This is a genomic window from Microbacterium sp. EYE_78 (assembly GCF_023149035.1).
GTDB lineage: Bacteria > Actinomycetota > Actinomycetes > Actinomycetales > Microbacteriaceae > Microbacterium.
Window position 1 is genome coordinate 1,062,712 of record NZ_JAHXMY010000002.1, and the last position, 21,028, is coordinate 1,083,739.

The 21,028-nt window shown below is 70.2% G+C and carries 21 protein-coding genes; 6 read left to right on the forward strand and 15 right to left on the reverse strand.

The genetic code is table 11. The annotated features are described in order from the left end of the window. Positions 1-14 precede the first annotated feature (14 nt). Positions 15-575, forward strand: coding sequence for a type IV toxin-antitoxin system AbiEi family antitoxin (locus KZX17_RS12290; RefSeq protein ID WP_248174024.1), 561 nt, complete (start codon positions 15-17; stop codon positions 573-575). Here KZX17_RS12290 and KZX17_RS12295 read toward each other — a convergent pair. The 8 genes from KZX17_RS12295 to KZX17_RS12330 form a co-directional block, all read right to left on the reverse strand. After that, positions 545-2,812: a bifunctional (p)ppGpp synthetase/guanosine-3',5'-bis(diphosphate) 3'-pyrophosphohydrolase gene (locus KZX17_RS12295; protein WP_248174027.1), complete on the reverse strand. Its 2,268-nt coding sequence runs from the start codon at positions 2,810-2,812 to the stop codon at positions 545-547. The genes KZX17_RS12290 and KZX17_RS12295 overlap by 31 nt on opposite strands. A gap of 68 nt (positions 2,813-2,880) precedes the next feature. Further along, a complete protein-coding gene (secF, locus tag KZX17_RS12300; protein ID WP_248174030.1) occupies positions 2,881-3,870 on the reverse strand; it encodes a protein translocase subunit SecF in 990 nt (329 codons plus the stop codon). Continuing rightward, on the reverse strand, positions 3,870-5,585 hold the full coding sequence (secD, locus tag KZX17_RS12305) for a protein translocase subunit SecD (RefSeq protein ID WP_248174033.1): 1,716 nt from the start codon (positions 5,583-5,585) through the stop codon (positions 3,870-3,872). Before secD ends, secF begins: the two co-directional genes overlap by 1 nt. Positions 5,586-5,623: 38 nt before the next feature. Next, entirely contained in the window at positions 5,624-6,091 is a 468-nt protein-coding gene (yajC, locus tag KZX17_RS12310) for a preprotein translocase subunit YajC (RefSeq protein ID WP_248174035.1), read from the reverse strand. A 74-nt stretch (positions 6,092-6,165) separates the two neighbouring features. Continuing rightward, complete coding sequence (gene ruvB / locus KZX17_RS12315) at positions 6,166-7,197, reverse strand: Holliday junction branch migration DNA helicase RuvB (protein ID WP_248174038.1); 1,032 nt, start codon at positions 7,195-7,197, stop codon at positions 6,166-6,168. Then, positions 7,190-7,801 (reverse strand): Holliday junction branch migration protein RuvA, encoded by a 612-nt coding sequence (ruvA, locus tag KZX17_RS12320; RefSeq protein ID WP_248174041.1) that lies wholly within the window; start codon positions 7,799-7,801, stop codon positions 7,190-7,192. Before ruvA ends, ruvB begins: the two co-directional genes overlap by 8 nt. Positions 7,802-7,847: 46 nt before the next feature. Then, a complete protein-coding gene (gene ruvC / locus KZX17_RS12325) occupies positions 7,848-8,411 on the reverse strand; it encodes a crossover junction endodeoxyribonuclease RuvC (protein WP_248174044.1) in 564 nt (187 codons plus the stop codon). Between the two features lie 55 nt (positions 8,412-8,466). After that, a complete protein-coding gene (locus KZX17_RS12330) occupies positions 8,467-9,231 on the reverse strand; it encodes a YebC/PmpR family DNA-binding transcriptional regulator (protein ID WP_248174047.1) in 765 nt (254 codons plus the stop codon). 104 nt (positions 9,232-9,335) lie between these two features. On the opposite strand from KZX17_RS12330, the gene KZX17_RS12335 reads away from it, so the two are divergent. After that, positions 9,336-10,703, forward strand: coding sequence for an aminotransferase class V-fold PLP-dependent enzyme (locus KZX17_RS12335; RefSeq protein ID WP_248174049.1), 1,368 nt, complete (start codon positions 9,336-9,338; stop codon positions 10,701-10,703). Between the two features lie 2 nt (positions 10,704-10,705). Here the strand turns inward: KZX17_RS12335 and pdxT are convergent, their stop codons facing one another. Further along, positions 10,706-11,302 carry a pyridoxal 5'-phosphate synthase glutaminase subunit PdxT gene (gene pdxT, locus KZX17_RS12340; protein WP_248174063.1) on the reverse strand — a complete coding sequence of 199 codons (597 nt, stop codon included), beginning with the start codon at positions 11,300-11,302 and terminating at the stop codon, positions 10,706-10,708. Then, positions 11,299-12,189 (reverse strand): pyridoxal 5'-phosphate synthase lyase subunit PdxS, encoded by an 891-nt coding sequence (gene pdxS, locus KZX17_RS12345; RefSeq protein WP_248174066.1) that lies wholly within the window; start codon positions 12,187-12,189, stop codon positions 11,299-11,301. Before pdxS ends, pdxT begins: the two co-directional genes overlap by 4 nt. 40 nt (positions 12,190-12,229) lie before the next feature. Here pdxS and KZX17_RS12350 point away from each other — a divergent pair, with 40 nt between their 5' ends. Continuing rightward, on the forward strand, positions 12,230-13,582 hold the full coding sequence (locus tag KZX17_RS12350) for an aminotransferase class I/II-fold pyridoxal phosphate-dependent enzyme (RefSeq protein WP_248174069.1): 1,353 nt from the start codon (positions 12,230-12,232) through the stop codon (positions 13,580-13,582). Then, positions 13,579-14,430 (forward strand): pyridoxal kinase PdxY, encoded by an 852-nt coding sequence (gene pdxY, locus KZX17_RS12355; protein WP_248174072.1) that lies wholly within the window; start codon positions 13,579-13,581, stop codon positions 14,428-14,430. The genes KZX17_RS12350 and pdxY overlap by 4 nt, the downstream gene beginning before the upstream one ends. A 22-nt stretch (positions 14,431-14,452) precedes the next feature. Here the strand turns inward: pdxY and KZX17_RS12360 are convergent, their stop codons facing one another. Further along, positions 14,453-15,004 carry an HIT domain-containing protein gene (locus KZX17_RS12360; protein ID WP_248174075.1) on the reverse strand — a complete coding sequence of 184 codons (552 nt, stop codon included), beginning with the start codon at positions 15,002-15,004 and terminating at the stop codon, positions 14,453-14,455. After that, on the reverse strand, positions 15,001-17,010 hold the full coding sequence (thrS, locus tag KZX17_RS12365; RefSeq protein WP_248174078.1) for a threonine--tRNA ligase: 2,010 nt from the start codon (positions 17,008-17,010) through the stop codon (positions 15,001-15,003). The genes KZX17_RS12360 and thrS overlap by 4 nt, the downstream gene beginning before the upstream one ends. Positions 17,011-17,168: 158 nt before the next feature. On the opposite strand from thrS, the gene KZX17_RS12370 reads away from it, so the two are divergent. Further along, the gene (locus KZX17_RS12370) at positions 17,169-18,332 is read left to right on the forward strand and encodes an SLC13 family permease (protein WP_248174843.1); all 1,164 of its coding nucleotides are present in this window, start codon (positions 17,169-17,171) and stop codon (positions 18,330-18,332) included. A 6-nt stretch (positions 18,333-18,338) separates the two neighbouring features. Here the strand turns inward: KZX17_RS12370 and KZX17_RS12375 are convergent, their stop codons facing one another. Together KZX17_RS12375 and KZX17_RS12380 are read right to left on the reverse strand one after the other, a co-directional pair. Then, a complete protein-coding gene (locus KZX17_RS12375; RefSeq protein ID WP_248174081.1) occupies positions 18,339-18,995 on the reverse strand; it encodes a DNA alkylation repair protein in 657 nt (218 codons plus the stop codon). Between the two features lies 1 nt (position 18,996). Further along, complete coding sequence (locus KZX17_RS12380; RefSeq protein WP_248174084.1) at positions 18,997-19,509, reverse strand: glycine cleavage system protein R; 513 nt, start codon at positions 19,507-19,509, stop codon at positions 18,997-18,999. A 76-nt stretch (positions 19,510-19,585) separates the two neighbouring features. Between KZX17_RS12380 and KZX17_RS12385 the strand changes: the two genes are divergently transcribed. Further along, positions 19,586-20,629, forward strand: a complete 1,044-nt coding sequence (locus KZX17_RS12385) for an NAD(P)-dependent alcohol dehydrogenase (RefSeq protein WP_248174087.1) — start codon at positions 19,586-19,588, stop codon at positions 20,627-20,629. A 20-nt stretch (positions 20,630-20,649) separates the two neighbouring features. On the opposite strand, the gene KZX17_RS12390 is transcribed toward KZX17_RS12385, so the two are convergent. Then, positions 20,650-21,000 carry a YnfA family protein gene (locus KZX17_RS12390; RefSeq protein WP_248174090.1) on the reverse strand — a complete coding sequence of 117 codons (351 nt, stop codon included), beginning with the start codon at positions 20,998-21,000 and terminating at the stop codon, positions 20,650-20,652. Positions 21,001-21,028: the final 28 nt, after the last annotated feature.

A 21,028-nucleotide genomic window follows, 5' to 3' on the forward strand; every position in this document is an offset into this window, starting at 1 on the left:
AGGAGACTGCCCCCATGTGGCCGTTCCTCTACTTCGTCGACGACCGCCTCTCCACGGCGGAGCTGACGGCCGCCCGGCTCGACGGCGACCTCGTCGAGATCGGCGACGCGTTCATGCCTGCCGACGCCGTGGAGACGCGGGAGCTCCGCGCCGCATCCTTCCGTCTCGCGGCGGGCAGCCAGCGGGCCGTCACTCACGGGAGCGCCGCGTGGATCCACGGCGCGCTCGCCGCGCCGCCGGCGGTGCACACCCTGCAGCGCGCGTCGGACAGGCGCGCGGCGGTCCCGGTGGACGGACGCATCCGGTTCCGGGACGTGCGGATCCCCGCGGCCGACCTGCTGTCCATCAGCGGCGTGGCGGTGACCACGCCCGTCCGGACGCTGGTCGATCTCGTCCGGGACGCGGTTGCCGGCGCGGGACCGCGGGCGCATGTCGACGAGATGCTCGCCTGGCGCCCCGCGCTTGTGGCGGACGCGCTCCGCTGGATGGAGACCTCGGGCCCGGTCCATCACAAGCGCGCGGCGTACGCGGAGTTGCGGAGCCGTCAGGAGGACGTGACGCGGTACACGTCGTAGACCGCGTCGATGCGGCGGACGGCGTTCAGGACGCGATCGAGGTGGACGGTGTCGCCCATCTCGAACACGTAGCGGCTGAGCGCCAGTCGGTCATTCGTCGTCTGCACCGATGCCGACAGGATGTTGACGTGATGCTCGCTGAGGACGCGGGTGATGTCGCTGAGCAGACCAGATCGATCGAGCGCCTCGACCTGGATGTGGACGAGGAACACGCTCTTCGAGGTCGGCGCCCACGACACGTCGATCATCCGGTCCGGCTGATCGTGCAACGACTGCACGTTGGTGCAGTCGGCTCGGTGGACGGATACGCCGCTGCCGCGGGTCACGAACCCGACGATCTGGTCACCCGGGACGGGGGTGCAGCACTTCGCGAGCTTCACGAGGATGTCGCCGGCTCCTCGGACGAGGACTCCCGAGTCACCGCCGCGCGGAGCCCGGGACCGGCCGACGGCCGGGAGATCGATCGGTCCGGTGGAGGTGTCCTCCTCCTCCGATCGGACGAGGGCCGTGACCTTCTCGATGACCGACTGGGTCGAGACGTGCCCCTCGCCGACGGCGGCGTACAGCGCCGTGACGTCCTCGTAGCGCAGCTGGTGCGCGACTGCGGTGAACGAATCCTGGCTCATCAGCCGCTGCAGCGGCAGGTTCTGCCGGCGCATCGCGCGCGCGATCGCGTCCTTGCCCTGCTCGACCGCCTCGTCGCGGCGCTCCTTGGTGAACCACCCGCGGATCTTGTTGCGTGCGCGGGTGCTCTTGACGAATGCCAGCCAGTCCTGGCTCGGCCCGGCATCCGGGTTCTTCGAGGTGAAGACCTCGACCACGTCGCCCGAATGGAGCTCGGACTCGAGCGGCACGAGTCGCCCGTTGACCTTGGCGCCCATCGTCCGATGGCCGATCTCGGTGTGCACGGCGTACGCGAAATCGACGGGCGTCGCCCCCGCGGGTAGACCGACCACGCGGCCCTTCGGCGTGAAGACGTAGACCTCTTTGGCACCGATCTCGAAGCGCAGCGAGTCGAGGAACTCGCTGGGGTCGGCCGTCTCGGCCTGCCAGTCCGAGATGTGGGCGAGCCACGCCATGTCCTGGTCGAGCGCCTTCGAGTCGCTCTTGCCGCCGGCGACCTGCTCCTTGTACTTCCAGTGCGCCGCGACGCCGTACTCCGCCTGCTGGTGCATCTCGTGCGTGCGGATCTGGATCTCGACCGTCCGACCGCCCGGCCCGATCACGGTGGTGTGGAGCGACTGGTACAGGTTGAACTTCGGCGTCGCGATGTAGTCCTTGAACCGTCCCGGGATCGGCGTCCATCGGGCGTGGATCGCGCCGAGGACGGCGTAGCAATCGCGCACCGTGCCGACCATGATCCGGATGCCGATGAGGTCGTAGATGTCGTCGAACTCGCGACCGCGGACGACCATCTTCTGGTACACGGAGTACAGCTGCTTGGGACGGCCCATGACGCGCCCGCGGATCTTGAGATCGCGGAGGTCCGACTCGACGTTGTCGATGACGGTGTGCACATACTGCTCGCGCTGCGGCGTCCGCTGCTTCACGAGCGAGTCGATCTCGGCGTACAGCTTCGGGTGCAGCACCGCGAACGACAGGTCCTCGAGCTCGCTCTTCGCGGTCTGGATGCCGAGACGGTGGGCCAGCGGTGCGTAGATCTCGAGGGTCTCGCGGGCCTTCTTGGCCGCCTTCTCCGGCGGGACGAAGCCCCACGTGCGCGCATTGTGCAGGCGGTCGGCGAGCTTGATCAGCAGGACGCGGATGTCCTTCGACATCGCGACGATCATCTTCCGCACCGTCTCGGCCTGCGCGGCGTCGCCGTACTTGACCTTGTCGAGCTTGGTGACCCCGTCCACGAGCATCGCGACCTCGTCGCCGAACTCGTCGGTGAGCTGGCTCAGCGAATAATCCGTGTCCTCGACGGTGTCGTGGAGGAGAGCGGCCGCGATCGCCCGCGGTCCGAGGCCGAGCTCGGCGAGGATCTGTGCGACAGCGAGCGGATGCGTGATGTACGGCTCACCGCTCTGCCGCTTCTGCGACGAGTGCGCCTTCGCAGCGACGCGGTACGCACGTTCGACGATCGCGATGTCGCCCTTCGGATGGTGCATGCGCACGGTGCGCATGAGCTCTTCGAGGGCATCGCGCGAGGGAGCACGCGAGAAGATCCGAGGCACGAGGCGGCGCAGCGACTGTCCGCTCGACGCGGACCCCGTCGGGGTGACCGCCTCTGCCATGCGACCACCTCCGGTCTCTCCGCGTGCGCGTCTGGATCTGGTCAATCCTACGCCCGCCCGCACACGCGTCAGACCGTGGCGACAGCCGCCGAACGGGCCTCCAGCGCGCGGGCATCGCGGGCCTTCAGCTCGGGCTCGTTCTCACGCAGCAGCGAGTACAGCGGCGCAGCGACGAACAGCGTGGAGTACGCCGCGACGATGGTCCCGACGAAGATCGACAGCGAGATGTCGGTGAGGGTCTGGGCACCGAGCCACAGCGCGCCGATGAACAGGATCGCCCCGGTGGGGAGCACCGCCACGACGGTGGTGTTGATCGAACGGACGAGGGTCTGGTTCGTCGCCAGGTTCACGGACTCGCCGAAGGTGCGTCCCGATTTCTCGCCGTCCTCGTACGTGTTCTCTCGAATCTTGTCGAAGACGACCGTCGTGTCGTACAGCGAGTACGACAGGATCGTCAGGAACCCGATCACGGCGGCCGGCGAGATCTCGAAGCCGAACAGCGCGTAGACGCCGACCGTGACGACGAGGACGTCGACCAGGCCGATCATCGCCGCGACGGACATCTTCCACGTGCGGAAGTAGAGGGCGAGGATGAGGAAGGTCAGCACGAGGAAGATCCCGAGGCCCCACAACGACTGCCGCGTGACGCTCTCTCCCCAGCTCGGGCCGATGAAGGACGAGCTGACCCGGGACGGCTCCACGTCGTACGCCTCGGCCAGGGCCGCCGTCACCTCGCGCGTCTCCACGTCGGTCATCTGATCGGTCTGGACGCGGAGCGAGTCCTCGCCGATCGTCGCCACGCGGGTCGCCGCCCCCGGGACGACGGACTCGACGGCTTCGCTCGCGAGGAGCTGGTCGGGGGCGCTCACGCTGTTGACGGTGAACTGCGAACCGCCGGTGAACTCGATGGAGAACTGGATGGGGCGGAACAGCGGGACGAGCGCCGAGCCAATCACGAGCACGGCCGCGATGATGAACCACAGGCGCCGGCGTCCGACGAACGGGAAGGAGACCTTTCCCGTGTAGAGGTCGTTGCCGAACTCGTTCATGGAGCGCATCAGTCGTTCCCCTCCCCCGCGGAGCGCATATCACTCGATTGCTGAGCGAGCTTCCGCTCGGCGATGGTCTGCCGCTTCGCCGCTTCGCCGCGCGAACGGGACGAGCGCTTCTCGGCCTGTGTGCGGCCACCGGCCGCTGCGGGGGCCCGGAACTGCGCGCGGCCCCGGTACACGGCGCCCAGCGCCTCGGGGTCGAGACCCGAGAGGCGGTGACCGCCCCCGAAGAAGCGCGTGCGCGCCAGCAGCTGGAGCACCGGGTGGGTGAACAGGATGAAGATCAGGATGTCGATGACGGTCGTCAGGCCCAGCGTGAACGCGAAGCCCTTCACGGTGGCGTCCGCAAGGATGTAGAGGACCACGGCGGCCAGGATGTTGATCGACTTCGAGATGTAGATCGTCCGCTTGGCACGCGCCCAGCCGTCCTCCACGGCACTCGTGATCGACTTGCCGTCCCGGAGCTCGTCCCTGATGCGTTCGAAGTAGACGATGAAAGAGTCCGCCGTGAATCCGATCGTGACGATCAGGCCCGCGACACCGGCCAACGACAGTCGGAAGCCCATGCGCCACGCGAGGATGCAGAGCGTGATGTAGGTCAGGATCGCCATGACCGCGAGCGACGCGATGATGACCGAGCCGAGCGCGCGGTAGACCGTCAGCGAGTAGACCGCGACGAGCGCGAGCCCGATGAGGCCCGCGACGAGGCCGATGGTGAGCTGCTGCGAGCCGAGCGTCGCGGAGATCGAGTTGCTGCTCTGGACCTCGAAGCTGAGGGGCAGTGCGCCGTACTTCAGCTGGTCGGCGAGGACCTTCGACGTGTCCTGATCGAAGTTCCCCGTGATCTGCGGACGGCCGTCGGTGATGACCGCGTTCATCGACGGGGCCGAGATGACCTCGCCGTCGAGCACGAACGCGAACTGGTTCTGCGGCGGCTGCAGGTTGAACAGGCGCTGGCTGATGTCGCCGAAGGTGTCGGCGCCGGCGCTGTCGAAGACGATGTTGACCGCCCACTGGCCGTTCTGCTGGTTGATGCCGTTCGTGGCATCGCTGATGGCCGAGCCGTCGAGTTCGACGGGGCCGAGCAGGAACTTCGCCGACCCGTCCGCGTCGCAGGTGATGAGCGGCTGGTCGGCCGGTTCCTCGGCGGGATTGTTGGCGTCGTCCGCGCAGTCGTACGCGAGGAACTCCGCCTGCAGGGCGTCCGTCGCCCAGGCGATGTCGCTCCCGTTCGTCGGAGACGGGGTCGGCGTGGCGTTCAGCGTCGGGTCCGGCGTCGGATACGGCGTCTCTTCGCCGTCCTCACCGACGAAGGTGTTGGACGGAGCGGAGGTGAACAGCACGGCGCGGAGCTGCATCTGGGCCGAGCGCTCGATGCGATCTCGTGTCTCCTCGTCGGCCTGCCCGGGGAGCTGGACGACGATCTGGTTGCCCGCCTGCGTCGTGATGTCCGTCTCACCGATGCCCGAGGCATCCACGCGCTGTCGGATGATCGACACCGCCTGCTGCATCTGGTCGTCGGACGGCTGCGCGCCGTCCTCCGTCTGCGCCTGGAGGATGATCTGCGTGCCGCCCTGGAGGTCCAGGGCGAGCTCGGGCAGCCACGAGCTGCGCTCGAAGGCGTAGACGCCGAGGGCGTTCACGCCGAAGAGGACCGCGGTGATCGCCAGCAGGCCGATGAGGGCGCGCCAGGCACGGCGGACAGGGGTCGAAGAGGCCACAGGAGTGCTTTCGTCGGGAGACCGCGGGGGCGGTCGGGTCAGGCCTTGGGCTTGTCGTCCGCGTCGGGGGTCGTGTCGACGGGGGCGTCGGCGACCGGGCGCTCGAGGACGGCCTCGTCGCGCGAGACGATCACGTCGTCGCCGGCCACCTGAGCGTCGGCAGCGGGCTCCTCGATGACGGCCTCATCCTCGACGATGCGGAGGATCGCCTGGCTGTGCACCTCGACGACGACGCCGGGGGCGAGCTCGACGTGCGCCGCCTTCGACAGGTCGTCGCCGTCGTACTCGACGATGGTGCCGTACAGCCCGCCCTGCAGCAGGACCTTCACGCCGGGCACCATCTGCTGGGCCTTCTTCTCCTGCTCCTCCTTCATCCGCTTCGTGCGACGGCGCGAGCTGATGAACATGAACACCAGGAGGCCCGCCAGCAGGATGAGCAGGCCGTAGTCCATGAGGAAGTTCCCTCCGGTGGCCTGCTGGGTGTTCTGCTGGGTGAGAAGGAACATGGACGAGTGTCCGCCTTTCGAGTGGGCACGCCGCAGCGACGCGGAAGAGGGTGGGAGGCCGGAGCCTTCAAGGATTATAGGTCATCGAGCGTCAGCGCCCCGTCGCGCCGCGGCACGCCGAGGTGCGCGTACGCCTCGGGGGTGGCGACGCGGCCGCGCGGCGTGCGCCCCATGAAGCCGATGCGCACCAGGTACGGCTCGACGACCGACTCGATCGTGTCCGACTCCTCCCCGACCGCGACGGCGAGCGTGTTGAGTCCCACCGGCCCGCCGCGGAACCGGCGGATCAGCGCGTCGAGGACGGCGCGGTCGAGGCGGTCGAGGCCGAGGTCGTCGACGTCGTACAGGTCGAGCGCGTCGGCGACGTCCTGCGTCGTCGCGACGGTCGACGTGCCGCCGTGGACGACCACGTAGTCCCGGACACGACGCAGCAGCCGATTGGCGATGCGCGGTGTGCCCCGCGAGCGGCGGGCGATCTCCGATCGGGACGCCGCAGGCAGGTCGACGTCGAGCATGACGGCGGATCGGGCGATCACCTGCTCGAGTTCACCGGGTTCGTAGTATTCGAGGTGCGCCGTGAACCCGAAGCGGTCGCGCAGCGGGTTGGGCAGCAGGCCCGATCGGGTCGTCGCGCCGACCAGGGTGAACGGGGCGAGATCGAGCGGGATGCTGGTGGCCCCCGCGCCCTTCCCGACCATGATGTCGATGCGGAAGTCCTCCATCGCGAGGTACAGCATCTCCTCCGCCGACCGCGCCATCCGGTGGATCTCGTCGATGAAGAGGACCTCGCCGGGGACGAGGCTCGACAGGAGCGCGGCGAGGTCGCCGGCGTGCTGGATCGCAGGCCCGCTCGAGAGCCGCAGCGGCCGCTCGCTCTCGTGCGCGACGATCATCGCGAGGGTGGTCTTGCCGAGTCCGGGCGGGCCCGACAGCAGGATGTGGTCGGGTGGACGCAGTTGGATGCGTGCGGCATCCAGCAGCAGCTGCAGCTGTCCCCGCACCTTCGTCTGTCCGACGAACTCCGCCAGCGACGAGGGCCGAAGGGCACCTTCGACGGCGAGCTCGGTCTCGTCCGCGGGACGGTCCTGATCGCGCGCGTCAGACACCCGTGCGTTCCTTGCGGGCAGGGCCCAGCTGCGCGAGCGCGAGCTTCAGCAGCGCGGGAACGGTCGCGCCCGCTGGCGCGTCGTCGACGACGGCTGCGGCGGCTTCGGTCGCGATCCGCTCGCTCCATCCCAGGGCGACGAGGGCGGCGACCACCTGATCGCCCAGACCGGCCGGGGGGACGGACGCGGTGGCTGCCGTGGCGGGGGCGGTGAGCTTGCCGGCGAGCTGCACGACGATGAGCTTCGCGGTCTTCGGCCCGATGCCCGACACGCGCCGGAACGGGGCGTCGTCCTCGCCCGCGACGGCACCGGCGATCTGGTCGACGGTGAGCGACGAGAGCACGCCCAGTGCGGACTTCGGTCCGACGCCGGACACGCTCAGGAGGTGCCCGAAGACATCGAGCTCGGACCGCGACTCGAACCCGAACAGCGACATCGCGTCCTCGCGGACGATCAGCGACGTGTGCACGAAGACCTCGTCCCCGAGGTGCAGGCGTCGCGCGTGCTGCGAGGTGACCGCGACGGCGTAGCCCACACCGTGCACGTCGAGCACGATGGACTCCGGTTCGAGGTGGACGACGCGTCCGCGCAGCGAGGAGATCATGCTCCGACCCTACGCGAGGCTTCGGACCTATGTTCGAGCGACACGCTCAGCGGCGCGTCGCCCGCTCGGCAGCCGCCCACGCCCGCTGCGCGGGGGTCGACGCACCGTCGGACGTCGATGTCGAGGCATTCCGCCGCCACGCGTGGCAGAGAGCCAGGGCCAGGGCGTCGGCCGCGTCGGCGGGTTGCGGGAGCGCGTCCAAGCGCAGCACGCGCGCGACCATCGTCTGCACCTGCAGCTTGTCCGCACTCCCGTATCCGGTGACCGCCGCCTTCACCTCCGACGGCGTGTGGGTCGCGGCGGGAAGGCCGTGCTCCGCCGCGAGCATGAGGGCGATGCCGCTGGCCTGCGCGGTGCCCATCACGGTGCTGCGGTTGTGCTGCGCGAACACGCGCTCCACCGCGACGACGTCGGGACTGTGCTCGGCGAGGACCGCGCGGATTCCCGCCGCGATGGTCGCCAGACGCCGCTCGATCGGCGCGTCCGGGGCGGAGCGCACGACCCCGACGTGCACCAGCGAGGCCCGTCTGTCCCGGCCGACGTCGACGACGCCCACACCGCAGCGGGTGAGGCCCGGGTCGATGCCGAGGACGCGAAGAGCGGATGCCACATCCCCCACGCTAGACGGGTGGGATGCGGCATCCGCTCGGGACGCGCGGAGGGACTCAGTCCTCGTCGTCGGTCTCCAACTCGGCCTGCACCTCGGCGGTCAGGTCGAAGTTGGCGTACACGTTCTGCACGTCGTCGCTGTCCTCGAGGGCGTCGATGAGGCGGAAGATCTTGCGGGCGGTGTCGGCGTCGATCTCGACCTTGAGGTTCGGCACGAACTCGACGTCGGCGGAGTCGTAGTCGATCCCGGCCTCGGTGAGCGCGGAGCGCACGGCGACGAGGTCCGACGCCTCGGTGACGACCTCGAAGCCCTCCGCTCGGGGCTCGATCTCCTCGGCCCCAGCCTCCAGCGCCGCCATCATGACGTCGTCCTCGGTCGTCCCCTCGCCCGAGACGACGATGACGCCCTTCCGGCTGAAGTTGTAGGCGACCGAGCCAGGGTCGGCGAGCGTCCCGCCGTTGCGGGTGAGCGCGGTGCGCACCTCTGCGGCGGCACGGTTCTTGTTGTCGGTCAGACACTCGACCATGAGTGCGACGCCGCTCGGTCCGTACGCCTCGTACATGATCGACGTGTACTCGACCGATTCGCCGCCGATGCCGGCGCCGCGCTTGACCGCGCGGTCGATGTTGTCCTTCGGGACCGAGGTCTTCTTCGCCTTCAGGACGGCGTCGAAGAGCGTCGGGTTGCCCTGCAGGTCGGGGCCGCCGAGCTTGGCCGCGACCTCGATGTTCTTGATGAGCTTCGCCCACGACTTGGCCCGTCGGGCGTCGACGACGGCCTTCTTGTGCTTCGTGGTGGCCCACTTGGAATGTCCGCTCACGGGACTCCTCTCCGAAAAAGCGCGGGTACCAGTCTACGACCGTCACGAGCGTGGCCGCGGGAGGGGCGTTGTGCGCCCCCGCCGGCAGGAGGACACTCCTGGGCATGGACGCTCGGGAACGCGCGCTCGAGGTGGCGCATCGTGAGGCACTGCGGTTCCTCGGCTCGCTCGAGGACAGGCCCGTCTGGCCACGCGCAGGCGTGGACGACATGGATGCCGTCTTCGGTGGCCCCCTGCCCGACGACGGCCTCGACCCGGGCGACGTCGTCGAGTCGCTCGCGCGCGACGCCGACCCCGGTCTCGTCGGGATCCCCGGCGGCCGCTTCTTCGGCTTCGTCATCGGAGGCACCCTCCCGGCCGCGCTTGCAGCCGACTGGCTGGTCTCGGCGTGGGATCAGAACAGCGGATCGACGACGATGACCACCGCGGTCGCAGCGGTCGAGCGCACCGCGGGCCGGTGGGTCTGCGACCTGCTCGGTCTGCCCGAGACCGCATCCGTCGGGTTCGTCACCGGTGCGCAGGTGTCGAACACCGTGTGCCTCGCGACCGCGCAGCACGCCGTCCTGCGGCGGGCGGGCTGGGACCAGGTCCGGCAAGGCCTGCGGGGCGCACCGCCGGTCGCGCTCGTCGTCGGCGCGCACCGTCACGCGTCGATCGATCGCGCAGCTCGATTCTGCGGGTGGGGGTCCGAGGAGCTCGTCGTCGTGCCGAGCGACGATCAGGGACGGATGCGGGTCGACGCCCTCGCCGAGGCGATGGCCGCGCTGGCGGGCCGTCCTTCCATCGTGTGCCTGCAGGCGGGCGAGGTCCACACCGGCGCCTTCGACCCGTTCGAGGAGCTGATCCCGATCGCGCGGCGCAGCGGCGCCTGGGTGCACGTCGACGGGGCGTTCGGCCTGTGGGCCGGGGCGTCGCCGCGGTTGCGGCACCTCGTGGCGGGTGTCGGCGGCGCTGATTCGTGGACGACGGACGGCCATAAGACCCTCAACGTGCCGTACGACTGCGGGATGGCAATCGTGCGCGACCCCGCCGATTCGATCGCGATGTTCCGCACCGGCGGCGACTACCTCATGTACTCCCGGTTGGATCCGTGGGACGTCACGCCCGAGTTGTCGAGGCGCGGACGTGGCGTTCCCGCCTGGGCGGCGCTGCGATCGCTCGGACGCTCGGGCGTGGCATCCCTCGTCGAGGGGATGTGCGCGAACGCCCGGCGACTCGCCGACGGTCTGCGCGAGATGGCCGGGGTGAGCGTGGTGAACGACGTCGAGTACACGCAGGTGATGTTCCGCCTCGACGACGACGCGGCGACGCGCGAGCTGGGTGCGGCCGTCCTCCGAGACGGGACCTCGGCGATGACCGGCGCAGAGTGGGCGGGGCGCGCGGTGATCCGGTGCTCCGTGTCCTCCTGGGCCACGACCGCGGACGACGTCCGCCGGACCCTCGACGCCGTGCGCTCACTCGTGCCGGCGTAGGTTCAGGACACCGCGGCCCCGACCGTGTCGAGGAAGAGCCGGTGGAACCGGGTGTCGCCGTTCAGCTCGGGGTGGAACGACGTCGCCAGGACCCGCCCGTGGCGGACGGCGACGATCCGCCCGTCGTCGAGCCGGGCGAGCACGTCGACCGTGGGCCCGGTCGCCACCACCACGGGTGCCCGGATGAACGTCGCCCGCACCGGCGGGTCGCCGACGGCGGGGACCTGCAGGAGCGCTTCGAACGACTCGGTCTGGGAGCCGAAGGCGTTCCGCTCGACCGTCACGTCGAGCCCGCCGAAGGTCTGCTGCCCGTCGATGGCGTTCGTGAGCCGGTCCGCGAGGAGGATGAGCCCGGCGCACGTGCCGTACACCGGCATCCCGCCCCGGATCGCGGACCGGATCGGGTCGCGCATCCCGAACGACCGCGACAGCTTGTCGATGACGCTCGACTCACCGCCGGGAAGGACGAGGCCCCGCACCCGCGCCAGCTCCTCCGGTCGCCGGACGAGCACCACCTCGGCGCCGAGTCCCGTGAGGACGCGCGCGTGCTCGCGCACGTCGCCCTGCAGGGCGAGGACGCCGACGACGGGAGCGGTCACCAGCCCCGCTCGGCGAGGCGGTGCGGCGCCGGCAGATCCGACACGTTGATCCCCACCATCGCCTCGCCGAGACCGCGCGAGACATCGGCGATGACCTTCGGGTCGTCGAAGAACGTCGTCGCCCTCACGATGGCCGCGGCCCGCTCGGCCGGGTTGCCGCTCTTGAAGATGCCCGAGCCGACGAAGACGCCATCGGCGCCCAGCTGCATCATCATCGCCGCGTCAGCGGGAGTGGCGACGCCGCCGGCGACGAAGAGGACCACCGGCAGGACCCCGGTCTCGGCGATCTCGGCCACCAGCTCGTACGGGGCCTGCAGCTCCTTGGCCGCGACGTACAGCTCGTCCTTCGGGAGCGCGGCGAGCGCGGCGATCTCGCCCCGGATCTTGCGGATGTGCTTCATCGCCTCTGAGACGTCGCCGGTGCCCGCCTCACCCTTGGAGCGGATCATCGCCGCCCCTTCCGTGATGCGGCGCAGGGCTTCGCCCAGGTTGGTCGCCCCGCACACGAAGGGGACGGTGAACCCCCACTTGTCGATGTGGTTCACGTAGTCCGCCGGGGAGAGGACCTCGGACTCGTCGATGTAATCGACACCAAGCTCCTGCAGCACCTGCGCCTCGACGAAGTGCCCGATGCGGGCCTTCGCCATGACGGGGATGGACACCGACGCGATGATGTCGTCGATGAGGTCGGGGTCGCTCATCCGCGCGACACCGCCCTGGGAGCGGATGTCGGCGGGAACGCGCTCCAGCGCCATCACGGCGACCGCGCCGGCATCCTCGGCGATCTTCGCCTGGTCGGCCGTGACGACGTCCATGATGACGCCGCCCTTGAGCATCTCCGCGAGGCCGCGCTTCACGCGACCGGTTCCCGTGACGGTGTTTGACATAGGCCAAAAGCTATCATGGCTTGGACATAGACTTGACCGTATGACGAACGTGGTCCTGGAGATCGGCGGCGAGACCGCCGCCGAGATCGCAGACAGCGTCCGGGCGCTCATCGACCGTGGCGAGCTCGGCCCCGGCGACCCCCTCCCCCCGGTCCGCGCGCTCGCGGAGTCCATCGGCGTCAATCGCAACACTGTCGTGTCCGCGTACCGCCACCTCGCGGGCGCCGGCGTCGTCGAGACCGCCGGGAGGGCGGGCACCCGTGTGAGCGCGGGCGCCGTCGTGGCCCAGGAGGGGTTCGCCTCGGACACCGTCCTCCGCGACGTCGCCACCGGCAACCCCGATCCGTCGCGCATCCCCGATCCGGGGCCCGCGCTGGCGACACTCGCGGGACGCCCGGTGCTCTACGGCGAGCCCACCATCGATCCGGCTCTGGAAGCATGGGCGACGGACTGGGTGCGTGCGGACCTCTCCGCGCGCGAGGACCTGCGGGTCACCATCACGGGCGGGGCGGTGGACGCCCTGGAACGCCTCTTCGCCGACGCACTGACGCGCGACGATCTCGTCGGCCTCGAGGACCCGTGCTTCCTGTCCGCGCTCCGCACCGTCCGCATCGGCGGCTACCGTCCCGTGGCGATCCCCGTCGACGACGAGGGGATGACCGTCGACGGCCTCCGTGCCGCGCTCGAGGCGGGCGTTCGCGCCATCGTGTGCACGCCGCGCGCGCAGAACCCCACCGGGGTGAGCCTGACAGCCGAGCGGGCGGCGCAGTTGCGTGCCGTCCTCGCGACGCATCCCTACGTCCTCGTGATCGAGGACGACCACTTCTCGATGCTGTCCCGCGAGCGGTACCACTCGATCATCGGGGAAGGCCACCGGCGCTGGGCCCTGATCCGCTCGGTCTCCAAGTTCCTGGGTCCCGACATGTGCCTCGCGGTCACCGCGAGCGATGCCGACACCGCCAATCGCCTCGCGCGACGCCTCAGCCCCGGCTCGACCTGGGTCAGCCATCTGCTGCAACGTCTCGTCGTCGCCCTCGTCTCCGATCCGGCCCTGATGGCATTCGTCGACCGAGCCGGCGATCACTACCGCGCCCGGAACGACGCGTTCGCGCATCTCCTGACAGCCGAAGGCGTCCCGACAGCCGCCGGCGACGGACTCAGCCTCTGGGTCCGTGTCCCCTCCCCCGCGCGGGCGGTCGCCGAGCAGCTCATGCGCCGCGGCTGGCTCGCCCGGGCCGGCGACGAGTTCCAGCTCGACGGGGGCGACGCATCCGACCGCCTCCGTCTCACCGTGCACGACCTGTCCGACTCCGACGCCGCGCGCCTGGCCGCCGACGTCGCCGCCGCAGCGCGATCCGTCGCGCCTCACCCGAAAGCGAGCACCGCCCCGTGAAGATCCTCTCCATCCAATCCGCCGTCGCCTACGGCCACGTCGGCAACTCGGCCGCCGTGTTCCCGCTGCAGCGCATCGGCGTCGAGGTGCACCCCGTGTACACGGTGAACTTCTCGAATCACACGGGCTACGGCGCATGGCGTGGTCCGCTCATCAGCCCGCAGGACGTGGCCGACGTCATCACGGGCATCGAGGAGCGGGGTGCGTTCGCCGACATCGACGTCGTCCTCTCGGGGTATCAGGGCGGCGAGGGGATCGCCGACGTCATCCTCGACGCGGTCGCCCGCGTGAAGGCGGCGAACCCGGCAGCGGTGTACGCCTGCGATCCGGTGATGGGGAACGCGAAGAGCGGATGCTTCGTCGCCCCCGCCATCCCCGTGCTGCTGCGCGAGCGCGTCGTGCCTGCTGCCGACATCATCACGCCGAACCAGTTCGAGCTCGGTTTCCTGACGGAGACCGACCCGGCCGACCTCGAATCCACGCTCGCCGCCGCCGACGCGGCCCGGGCGATGGGGCCGTCGACCGTCCTCGTCACGAGCGTCGAGCGCCCGGACGCGCCGGAGGGGACGATCGAGATGCTCGCCGTCACCGACCAGGGCGCGTGGATCGTCCGCACCCCGCGCATCCCGATGAAGGCCAACGGGTCCGGCGACGTGACGGCCGCCCTCTTCACCGCGCACTACACGCGCAGCGGGGACGCCGCCGCATCCCTCGCCAAGACGACCTCGAGTGTCTTCGACCTGCTGCAGACGACCTACGACGCGGGTTCGCGGGAGCTGCAGCTCATCGAGTCGCAGGAGTTCTACGCGAGCCCGCGCGAGCAGTTCGAGGTGACGCAGGTCCGCTGAGCCACGCCGACGGCCCGGTTCGTCAGATGACGGGCCACCCGTCGGCGACGGCCTGGCGAACCTCGCCGAGCAGCTGGGGCAGCGCCTTGGTCTTCGCGATGATCGGGAAGAAGTTCGCGTCCGTCGCCCAGCGCGGCACGACGTGCTGGTGCAGGTGCTCCGCGACGCCGGCGCCTGCCACCGCACCCTGGTTCATGCCGAGGTTGAACCCGTCGCAGTTCGCCACGCGGCGGAGCACGCGCATCGCGACCTGCGTGAGGGCGCCGATCTCGGCGACCTCCTCGGGCGTGGCCTCGTCGTACGTCGCGAAGTGGCGGTACGGACACACCAGCAGGTGGCCCGAGTTGTAGGGGAAGAGGTTCAGCAGCACGTAGGCGGTCTCGCCGCGGGCGACGATGAGGCCCTCTTCATCGGACTTGTCCGGTGCCGCACAGAACGGGCAGTCGTGCTTGAGCGGCTCCGGTCCCGCCTGGATGTACGCCATGCGATGCGGCGTCCACAGCCGCTGGAACTCGTCCGGGACGCCTGCGAGCTCCGCGGCATCCTCGACGCGGCGGCCCGAGCCCTCGCTCATGCGAGGTCCCCGGCCGTGTTCACGAGGGCGCGGCTCTCGATCGCCGCGACGATCGTGTCGATCGCCTGGTCCACGGGGATGCCGTTGGTCTGCGACCCGTCCCGGAACCGGAACGACACGGTGCCGCCCGAGCGGTCCTGCTCCCCCGCGATCAGCTGGAGGGGGACCTTCTGCGTGGTGTGGGTGCGGATCTTCTTCTGCATGCGGTCGTCGCTGTGATCGACCTCCGCGCGCACGCCCCGCGCCCGCAGGCGCGCGACGATGTCGTCCAGGTAGTCGCCGTACTGCTCGGCGACGGGGATGCCGACCACCTGCACGGGTGAGAGCCATACCGGGAACGCTCCGGCGTAGTGCTCGAGGAGGATGGCGAAGAAGCGCTCGATCGACCCGAACAGCGCCCGGTGGATCATGATCGGTCGGTGCTTCTCGCCGTCGGCGCCGGTGTACTCCAGGCCGAAGCGCTCGGGCAGGTTCGGGTCGACCTGCACGGTGGACAGCTGCCACGTCCGGCCGATGGCGTCCTTCGTCTTCAGGTCGATCTTGGGGCCGTAGAACGCGGCCTCGCCGGGCACCTCCGTCAGCTTCAGACCGCTGGCGACGGCGACATTGCGCAGGGCATCCGTCGAGTACTGCCAGAACTCCTCGGAGCCGATCCACTTCTCCTTCTCGTCGTCGCGCATCGACAGCTCGAGCTCGAAGTCCTCGAGGCCGAAGTCGCGGAGCATGGAGATCACGAACTCGAGGACGCGGGTCGCCTCCGCCTCGAGCTGGTCCGGGGTCACGAAGAGGTGGGAGTCGTCCTGGGTGAAGCCGCGCACGCGGGTGAGCCCGTGCAGTGCACCCGACAGTTCGTTCCGGTACACGGTGCCGTTCTCGGCGAACCGGAGGGGCAGGTCCCGGTAGCTGCGTGCGCGCTCCTTGTAGATGAGGATGTGCATCGGGCAGTTCATCGGCTTCAGGTAGTAGTCCTGACCCTGCTTGGTGACGTTGCCGTCGGCATCCCGCTCTTCATCCATGACGATCGGCGGGAACATGCCGTCGCGGTAGGTGACGAGGTGGTTGGACGTGAGGAACAGGTCCTCCTTCGAGATGTGCGGCGTGTACACGTAGGTGTAGCCGCCCTCGATGTGCCGACGGCGCGCGTGCTGCTCCATCTCGCCGCGGACGATGCCGCCGCGCGGGTGCCAGACGCTCAGGCCCGAGCCGATCTCGTCGGGGAACGAGAAGAGGTCGAGCTCCTTGCCGAGTTTGCGGTGGTCGCGCTTGGCGGCCTCTTCGAGGCGGTGCTGGTAGGCGCGCAGCTCGTCCTTCGACGGCCAGGCGGTGCCGTAGATGCGCTGCAGTTGCGGGTTCTTCTCGCTGCCGCGCCAGTAGGCGCCGGCGATGCGGGTCAGGTCCCAGCCGTTGCCCACCATGCGGGTGTTCGGAACGTGCGGTCCGCGGCAGAGGTCCTTCCACGCGGTCTCGCCGTCGCGGGTGACGTTGTCGTAGATCGTCAGCTCGCCGGCCCCGACCTCGACGGATGCTCCTTCGGCCGCCTCCTTCGAGCCGCCCTTGAGTCCGATCAGCTCGAGCTTGAACGGCTCGTCGACGAGTTCCGCGCGCGCCTCCTCATCCGTGACGACGCGACGGACGAAGCGCTGCCCCTCTCGGACGATGCGCTCCATCTCTTTCTTGATCAACTTCAGGTCCTCGGGGGTGAAAGGCTCATCGACGCCGAAGTCGTAGTAGAAGCCGTCGGTCACGGGCGGCCCGATGCCCAGGTTCGACTGAGGGCGCACGCGCTGCACGGCCTGCGCGAGGATGTGCGCCGTGGAGTGGCGCAGGATGTTCAGGCCGTCGGGACTGGACACCGTGACCGCCTCGACGCCGTCGAGCCGGTCGACGACGGTCGCGAGGTCTTTCAGCTCGCCGTCCACGCGGAGGGCGACCACGGAGCGGTCGGGGAACAGGGCGAATCCATCGGCGGGAAGGGCGACATCCGCCGGCGCGATCACATCAGTCAAGGGGAGATCTCCAGAAAGTGGCTCGGTTCATGGCTACTCAGCTTCGAGCGCGCACCGCGCTCCGCCCGCTCAGGCCATCGGCGTTCGCGTGGCGGCGGTGACGAGGAACCAGCCGTTCAGCATCCTGCGAGTCTACTGGGCGCTCCGCAGGCGCGATGATGGATGCCGTGAAGCTCGCTCTCGCGGGAGTCCTCCTGCTCGCGGGGGCCGTCGCGGCCGTCCTGCTCGGGGTGCTCCCCCTCTCGTCGCTCGTCGTGGTCGCCGAGCGCGTCGCCCCCATCCTCGGATTCGTCGTCGCCGTGACGATCGTCGCCGAGCTGGGTGCGAAGGCGGGCGTCTTCGACGTGGCCGCATCATGGCTCGCGCGGATGTCTCGGGGACGCACGGCGGCCCTGTGGCTGCTGGTGGTCGCTCTCGCGACGGCGACGACGGCCTTCCTTTCGCTCGACACCACGGCGGTGCTCCTCACCCCCGTCGTGATCGCCGTCGCGCGTGCGAACGGCCTACCCGCCCTGCCCTTCGCCTTCACGACGGTCTGGCTCGCCAACACCGCATCCCTGCTGCTTCCGGTGTCGAACCTCACGAACCTGCTGGCGGTGTCCCGGATGCCGGGCGGCGGCGATCCGGCATCCTTCCTGCGCCTCCTGGGGCCGTCGGCCGCGGTCGCCGTCGTGATCACTGTCGTGCTGCTCTGGGCGGTCCACCGCCGCGAGCTGCGGGGACGCTTCGACGTCGCCACCCCTCCGCGGGTTGCCGACGCGACGCAGCTGCGAGTGGCCGCGGTCGTCGTCGTCGCCCTGCTCCCGCTGCTCGTGAGCGGCGTGGAGCCGTGGGTCCCCGCGACCGCTGCGGCGATCGTGCTGCTGGTCCTCTTCGCCTGGCGGTCACCCAAGGCCCTCGGCTGGCGTCTCGTGCCGTGGTCGCTCCTGATCTTCGCCGCGGGGCTGTTCGCCGCCGTCGCCGCCCTCGAGGCGTGGGGATCCGGCGCCGTCGCCGCAGCGATCGCGGGAACCGGCGACGGTCCCGCCGACCTCCTCCGCCTCGCCGGGACCGGGATGGCCACGGCGAACACCCTCGACAACCTCCCCGCATACCTGCTGCTGGAGTCGACCGCAGACTCGCCCGAACGCCTGGCCGCACTCCTCATCGGCGTGAACGCCGGACCGCTCATCACCCCGTGGGCATCGCTCGCCACCCTGCTGTGGCATCAGCGGCTCGTCGCTGCCGGCGTGGAGCTCTCCTGGCGCCGCTTCTGCCTCCTCGGGCTCCTCGCCGCTCCCCTGGTGGTGAGCGCCGCCACGCTCCCCTTCCTGCTGCGCTGACCGCCGTCAGAGGTGCTTCAGCGCCTCGCGACGGCTGAGGGGGCTGAGTGCGTGCGCGGATGCGTATGCGCTCACCCACTCGGGGAAGGCGCGCGCGGCGTCGCGGAGCGCCCATCCGACGGCCTTGCGGATGAAGAACTCGGGTTCGCGGAGATTCGGCTCCAGCACGTCGGCGAGCAGGCGCAGATCCGCGCGGTCGCGACGGCCCAGTTGGCTGAGGATCGCGAGACGGCGGAGCCACAGCTCCTCGCTGAGGCACCAGCCGCGCACGAGCGACTCGCCGTCTCGCGGGTGCGCGTCGAGCAGCTCCCGCACCCGCCCGGCGAGCTCGTCGGTGACGTCCCACCACCGCCCCGTGCGCACCATGTGCTCGATGAGGGGGACGATGCGGAGGTCCCCGCGGGCCGGGGCGACGGCGAGCAGCATCATCGCGGCCGATCGCTCCTCACGATGGGATGCCGCATCCCACAGTCTCCGCGCATCGTCGAGGATGCGCAGCGGATCGCGCTCGTCCCCGACCGCCGCCCGCGCGATGCGCCGGGCGTCGGGCACGCGGACCCCGAGAAAGGGCATGTCGGACTTCATGTACGCCTGCTGTCCCGTCGCGCGCGCCGGGTCAGCGACCTCGCGGAGGTGCGCGCGGATCAGCTCGACGCGGTCCACGTCAGGCCACGGTCAGATCCACCTGGATCTCGCCCGCGAGCTGCTCGAGCGCCGTGGTCACCGTGCCCGCGTCGGCGTCCTGCGGAACGCGGAACACCACGACCGCTTCGAACAGCGTGCCTCCCGCCATCGGGGCCTCGAGCGTGCGGCTGCGGAAGGTGTCGATGCTGAGTGCGTGCCGGGCGATCGCCGCGGTGACGTCGCGGACGATCCCCGGACGGTCGTTGCCGAGGACGGTCACCTCGAGCGCGCGCTCCCCGGCGACGGTCTCGGCGGTGGAGCCGCCGCCGTGGGCCGTGACGCGCAGCATCCCGTCCAAGCTCTGGAGGGCATCCGTGAAGGCGGCCTGCCGGTCGTCGGGGACCGAGACGAGCACGATGCCCGCGAACGCCCCGGCGAGTTCGGCCAGTTCGCTGCGCTCCCAGTTGCCGCCGTGGGCGGCGACCTGCTCGGCGAGGGCGTTGACGAGTCCGGGGCGGTCGTCGCCGACCACGGTGAGCACGAGGTGGGCCATGGCGGGATCCTATCGGTCGACCCGCGCGGACGCAGGGCCCTGCGTCGCCGCGCGCGTCCGGCGTAGCGTGCACGGCATGAAGGCACTCCAATACACACGAATCGGCTCGCATCCCGAAGTCGTCGATATCGACAAGCCCACGCCGGGCCCTGGCCAGGTGCTCCTGAAGGTGACCGCGGCGGGCGTCTGCCACTCCGACGAGTTCGTCATGGGGCTGGGCGAAGAGGAGTACCTCGCGGCCGGATACCCGCTGCCGCTCACCCTCGGGCACGAGGGCGCCGGCATCGTGGAGGAGCTCGGCGAGGGTGTCGAGCACCTGCAGGTCGGCGACGCTGTCGCCGTGTACGGCCCGTGGGGCTGCGGACGGTGCCGCAACTGCGCGCAGGGGAAGGAGAACTACTGCACGAACGCGCAGGCTGAGGGGATCATGCCTCCCGGACTCGGATCACCCGGCTCGATGGCCGAGTACATGGTGGTCGACAGCGCCCGTCACCTCGTCCCCCTCGGCGACCTCGACCCCGTGGAGAACGTGTCGCTCACAGATGCCGGCCTGACGCCGTATCACGCGATCAAGACGTCCCTGCCGAAGCTCGGCGCCGGCTCCACCGCCGTCGTCATCGGCACCGGCGGCCTCGGGCACGTCGCGATCCAGATCCTCCGCGCCGTCTCCGCCGCGACCGTCGTCGCACTCGATGTGAACGACGAGAAACTGGCACTCGCACGAGAGGTCGGCGCGCACCACGCCGTCCTCAGCGACGCGAACGCCGCCGACGTGATCCGGGACCTGACCGGCGGCCTGGGTGCGGACGCCGTCTTCGACTTCGTCGGCGCAGAACCGACGATCGCCACGGCGGTCGCAGCGGCGGCGACGGAGGCCGACATCACGATCGTCGGAATCGGCGGCGGCACCGCGCACGTCGGCTTCGGCACGATCCCGTACGACGCCGCCCTGCGCATTCCGTATTGGGGGACGCGCAGCGAGCTGATCGAAGTGCTCGAGCTCGCCCGCACCGGTCAGGTCGGCGTCGAGGTGCAGCGGTACTCGCTCGACGACGGTCCGAAGGCCTATGAGGCGCTCGCGGCGGGAACGGTCCGCGGCAGGGCGGTCATCGTCCCCTGACGATCGGGGGGGGGCTGCGGTCATAGCTCCGCGACGTCGGTGGCGACCGGCGCGAAGATGATGATCGCGGCCCCGAGCAGCGCGACAGCGGATCCGACGTAATCCCACGTGGTCGGCCGGAAGCCGTCGACGATGACGCCCCATGCGAGCGACCCGGCAACGAACACGCCGCCGTACGCCGCGAGCACGCGACCGAAGTTCGCGTCGGGCTGCAGTGCCGCCACGAAGCCGTACGCGCCCAGCGCGACGATGCCCAGCAGCGCGAGCCACCACCCCCGGTTCTCGCGGACCGCCTGCCAGATGAGCCACGCGCCGCCGATCTCGGCGACGGCTGCCAGGGCGAACAGGACGATGATCCGGGCGGTGGTCATGATCGCCAGTCTGACACCGGGGCGTGTC

Coding starts and splice junctions, on each gene's coding strand:
- KZX17_RS12350 (WP_248174069.1), top strand. CDS start 12,230: ATGACGAACGTGGTCCTGGAGATCGGCGGCGAGACCGCCGCCGAGATC.
- KZX17_RS12380 (WP_248174084.1), bottom strand. CDS start 19,509: ATGGCCCACCTCGTGCTCACCGTGGTCGGCGACGACCGCCCCGGACTC.
- KZX17_RS12335 (WP_248174049.1), top strand. CDS start 9,336: ATGGACGCTCGGGAACGCGCGCTCGAGGTGGCGCATCGTGAGGCACTG.
- KZX17_RS12370 (WP_248174843.1), top strand. CDS start 17,169: ATGGATGCCGTGAAGCTCGCTCTCGCGGGAGTCCTCCTGCTCGCGGGG.
- secF (WP_248174030.1), bottom strand. CDS start 3,870: ATGCGCTCCATGAACGAGTTCGGCAACGACCTCTACACGGGAAAGGTC.
- KZX17_RS12390 (WP_248174090.1), bottom strand. CDS start 21,000: ATGACCACCGCCCGGATCATCGTCCTGTTCGCCCTGGCAGCCGTCGCC.
- KZX17_RS12360 (WP_248174075.1), bottom strand. CDS start 15,004: ATGAGCGAGGGCTCGGGCCGCCGCGTCGAGGATGCCGCGGAGCTCGCA.
- pdxS (WP_248174066.1), bottom strand. CDS start 12,189: ATGTCAAACACCGTCACGGGAACCGGTCGCGTGAAGCGCGGCCTCGCG.
- ruvA (WP_248174041.1), bottom strand. CDS start 7,801: ATGATCTCCTCGCTGCGCGGACGCGTCGTCCACCTCGAACCGGAGTCC.
- KZX17_RS12385 (WP_248174087.1), top strand. CDS start 19,586: ATGAAGGCACTCCAATACACACGAATCGGCTCGCATCCCGAAGTCGTC.
- KZX17_RS12295 (WP_248174027.1), bottom strand. CDS start 2,812: ATGGCAGAGGCGGTCACCCCGACGGGGTCCGCGTCGAGCGGACAGTCG.
- KZX17_RS12290 (WP_248174024.1), top strand. CDS start 15: ATGTGGCCGTTCCTCTACTTCGTCGACGACCGCCTCTCCACGGCGGAG.
- yajC (WP_248174035.1), bottom strand. CDS start 6,091: ATGTTCCTTCTCACCCAGCAGAACACCCAGCAGGCCACCGGAGGGAAC.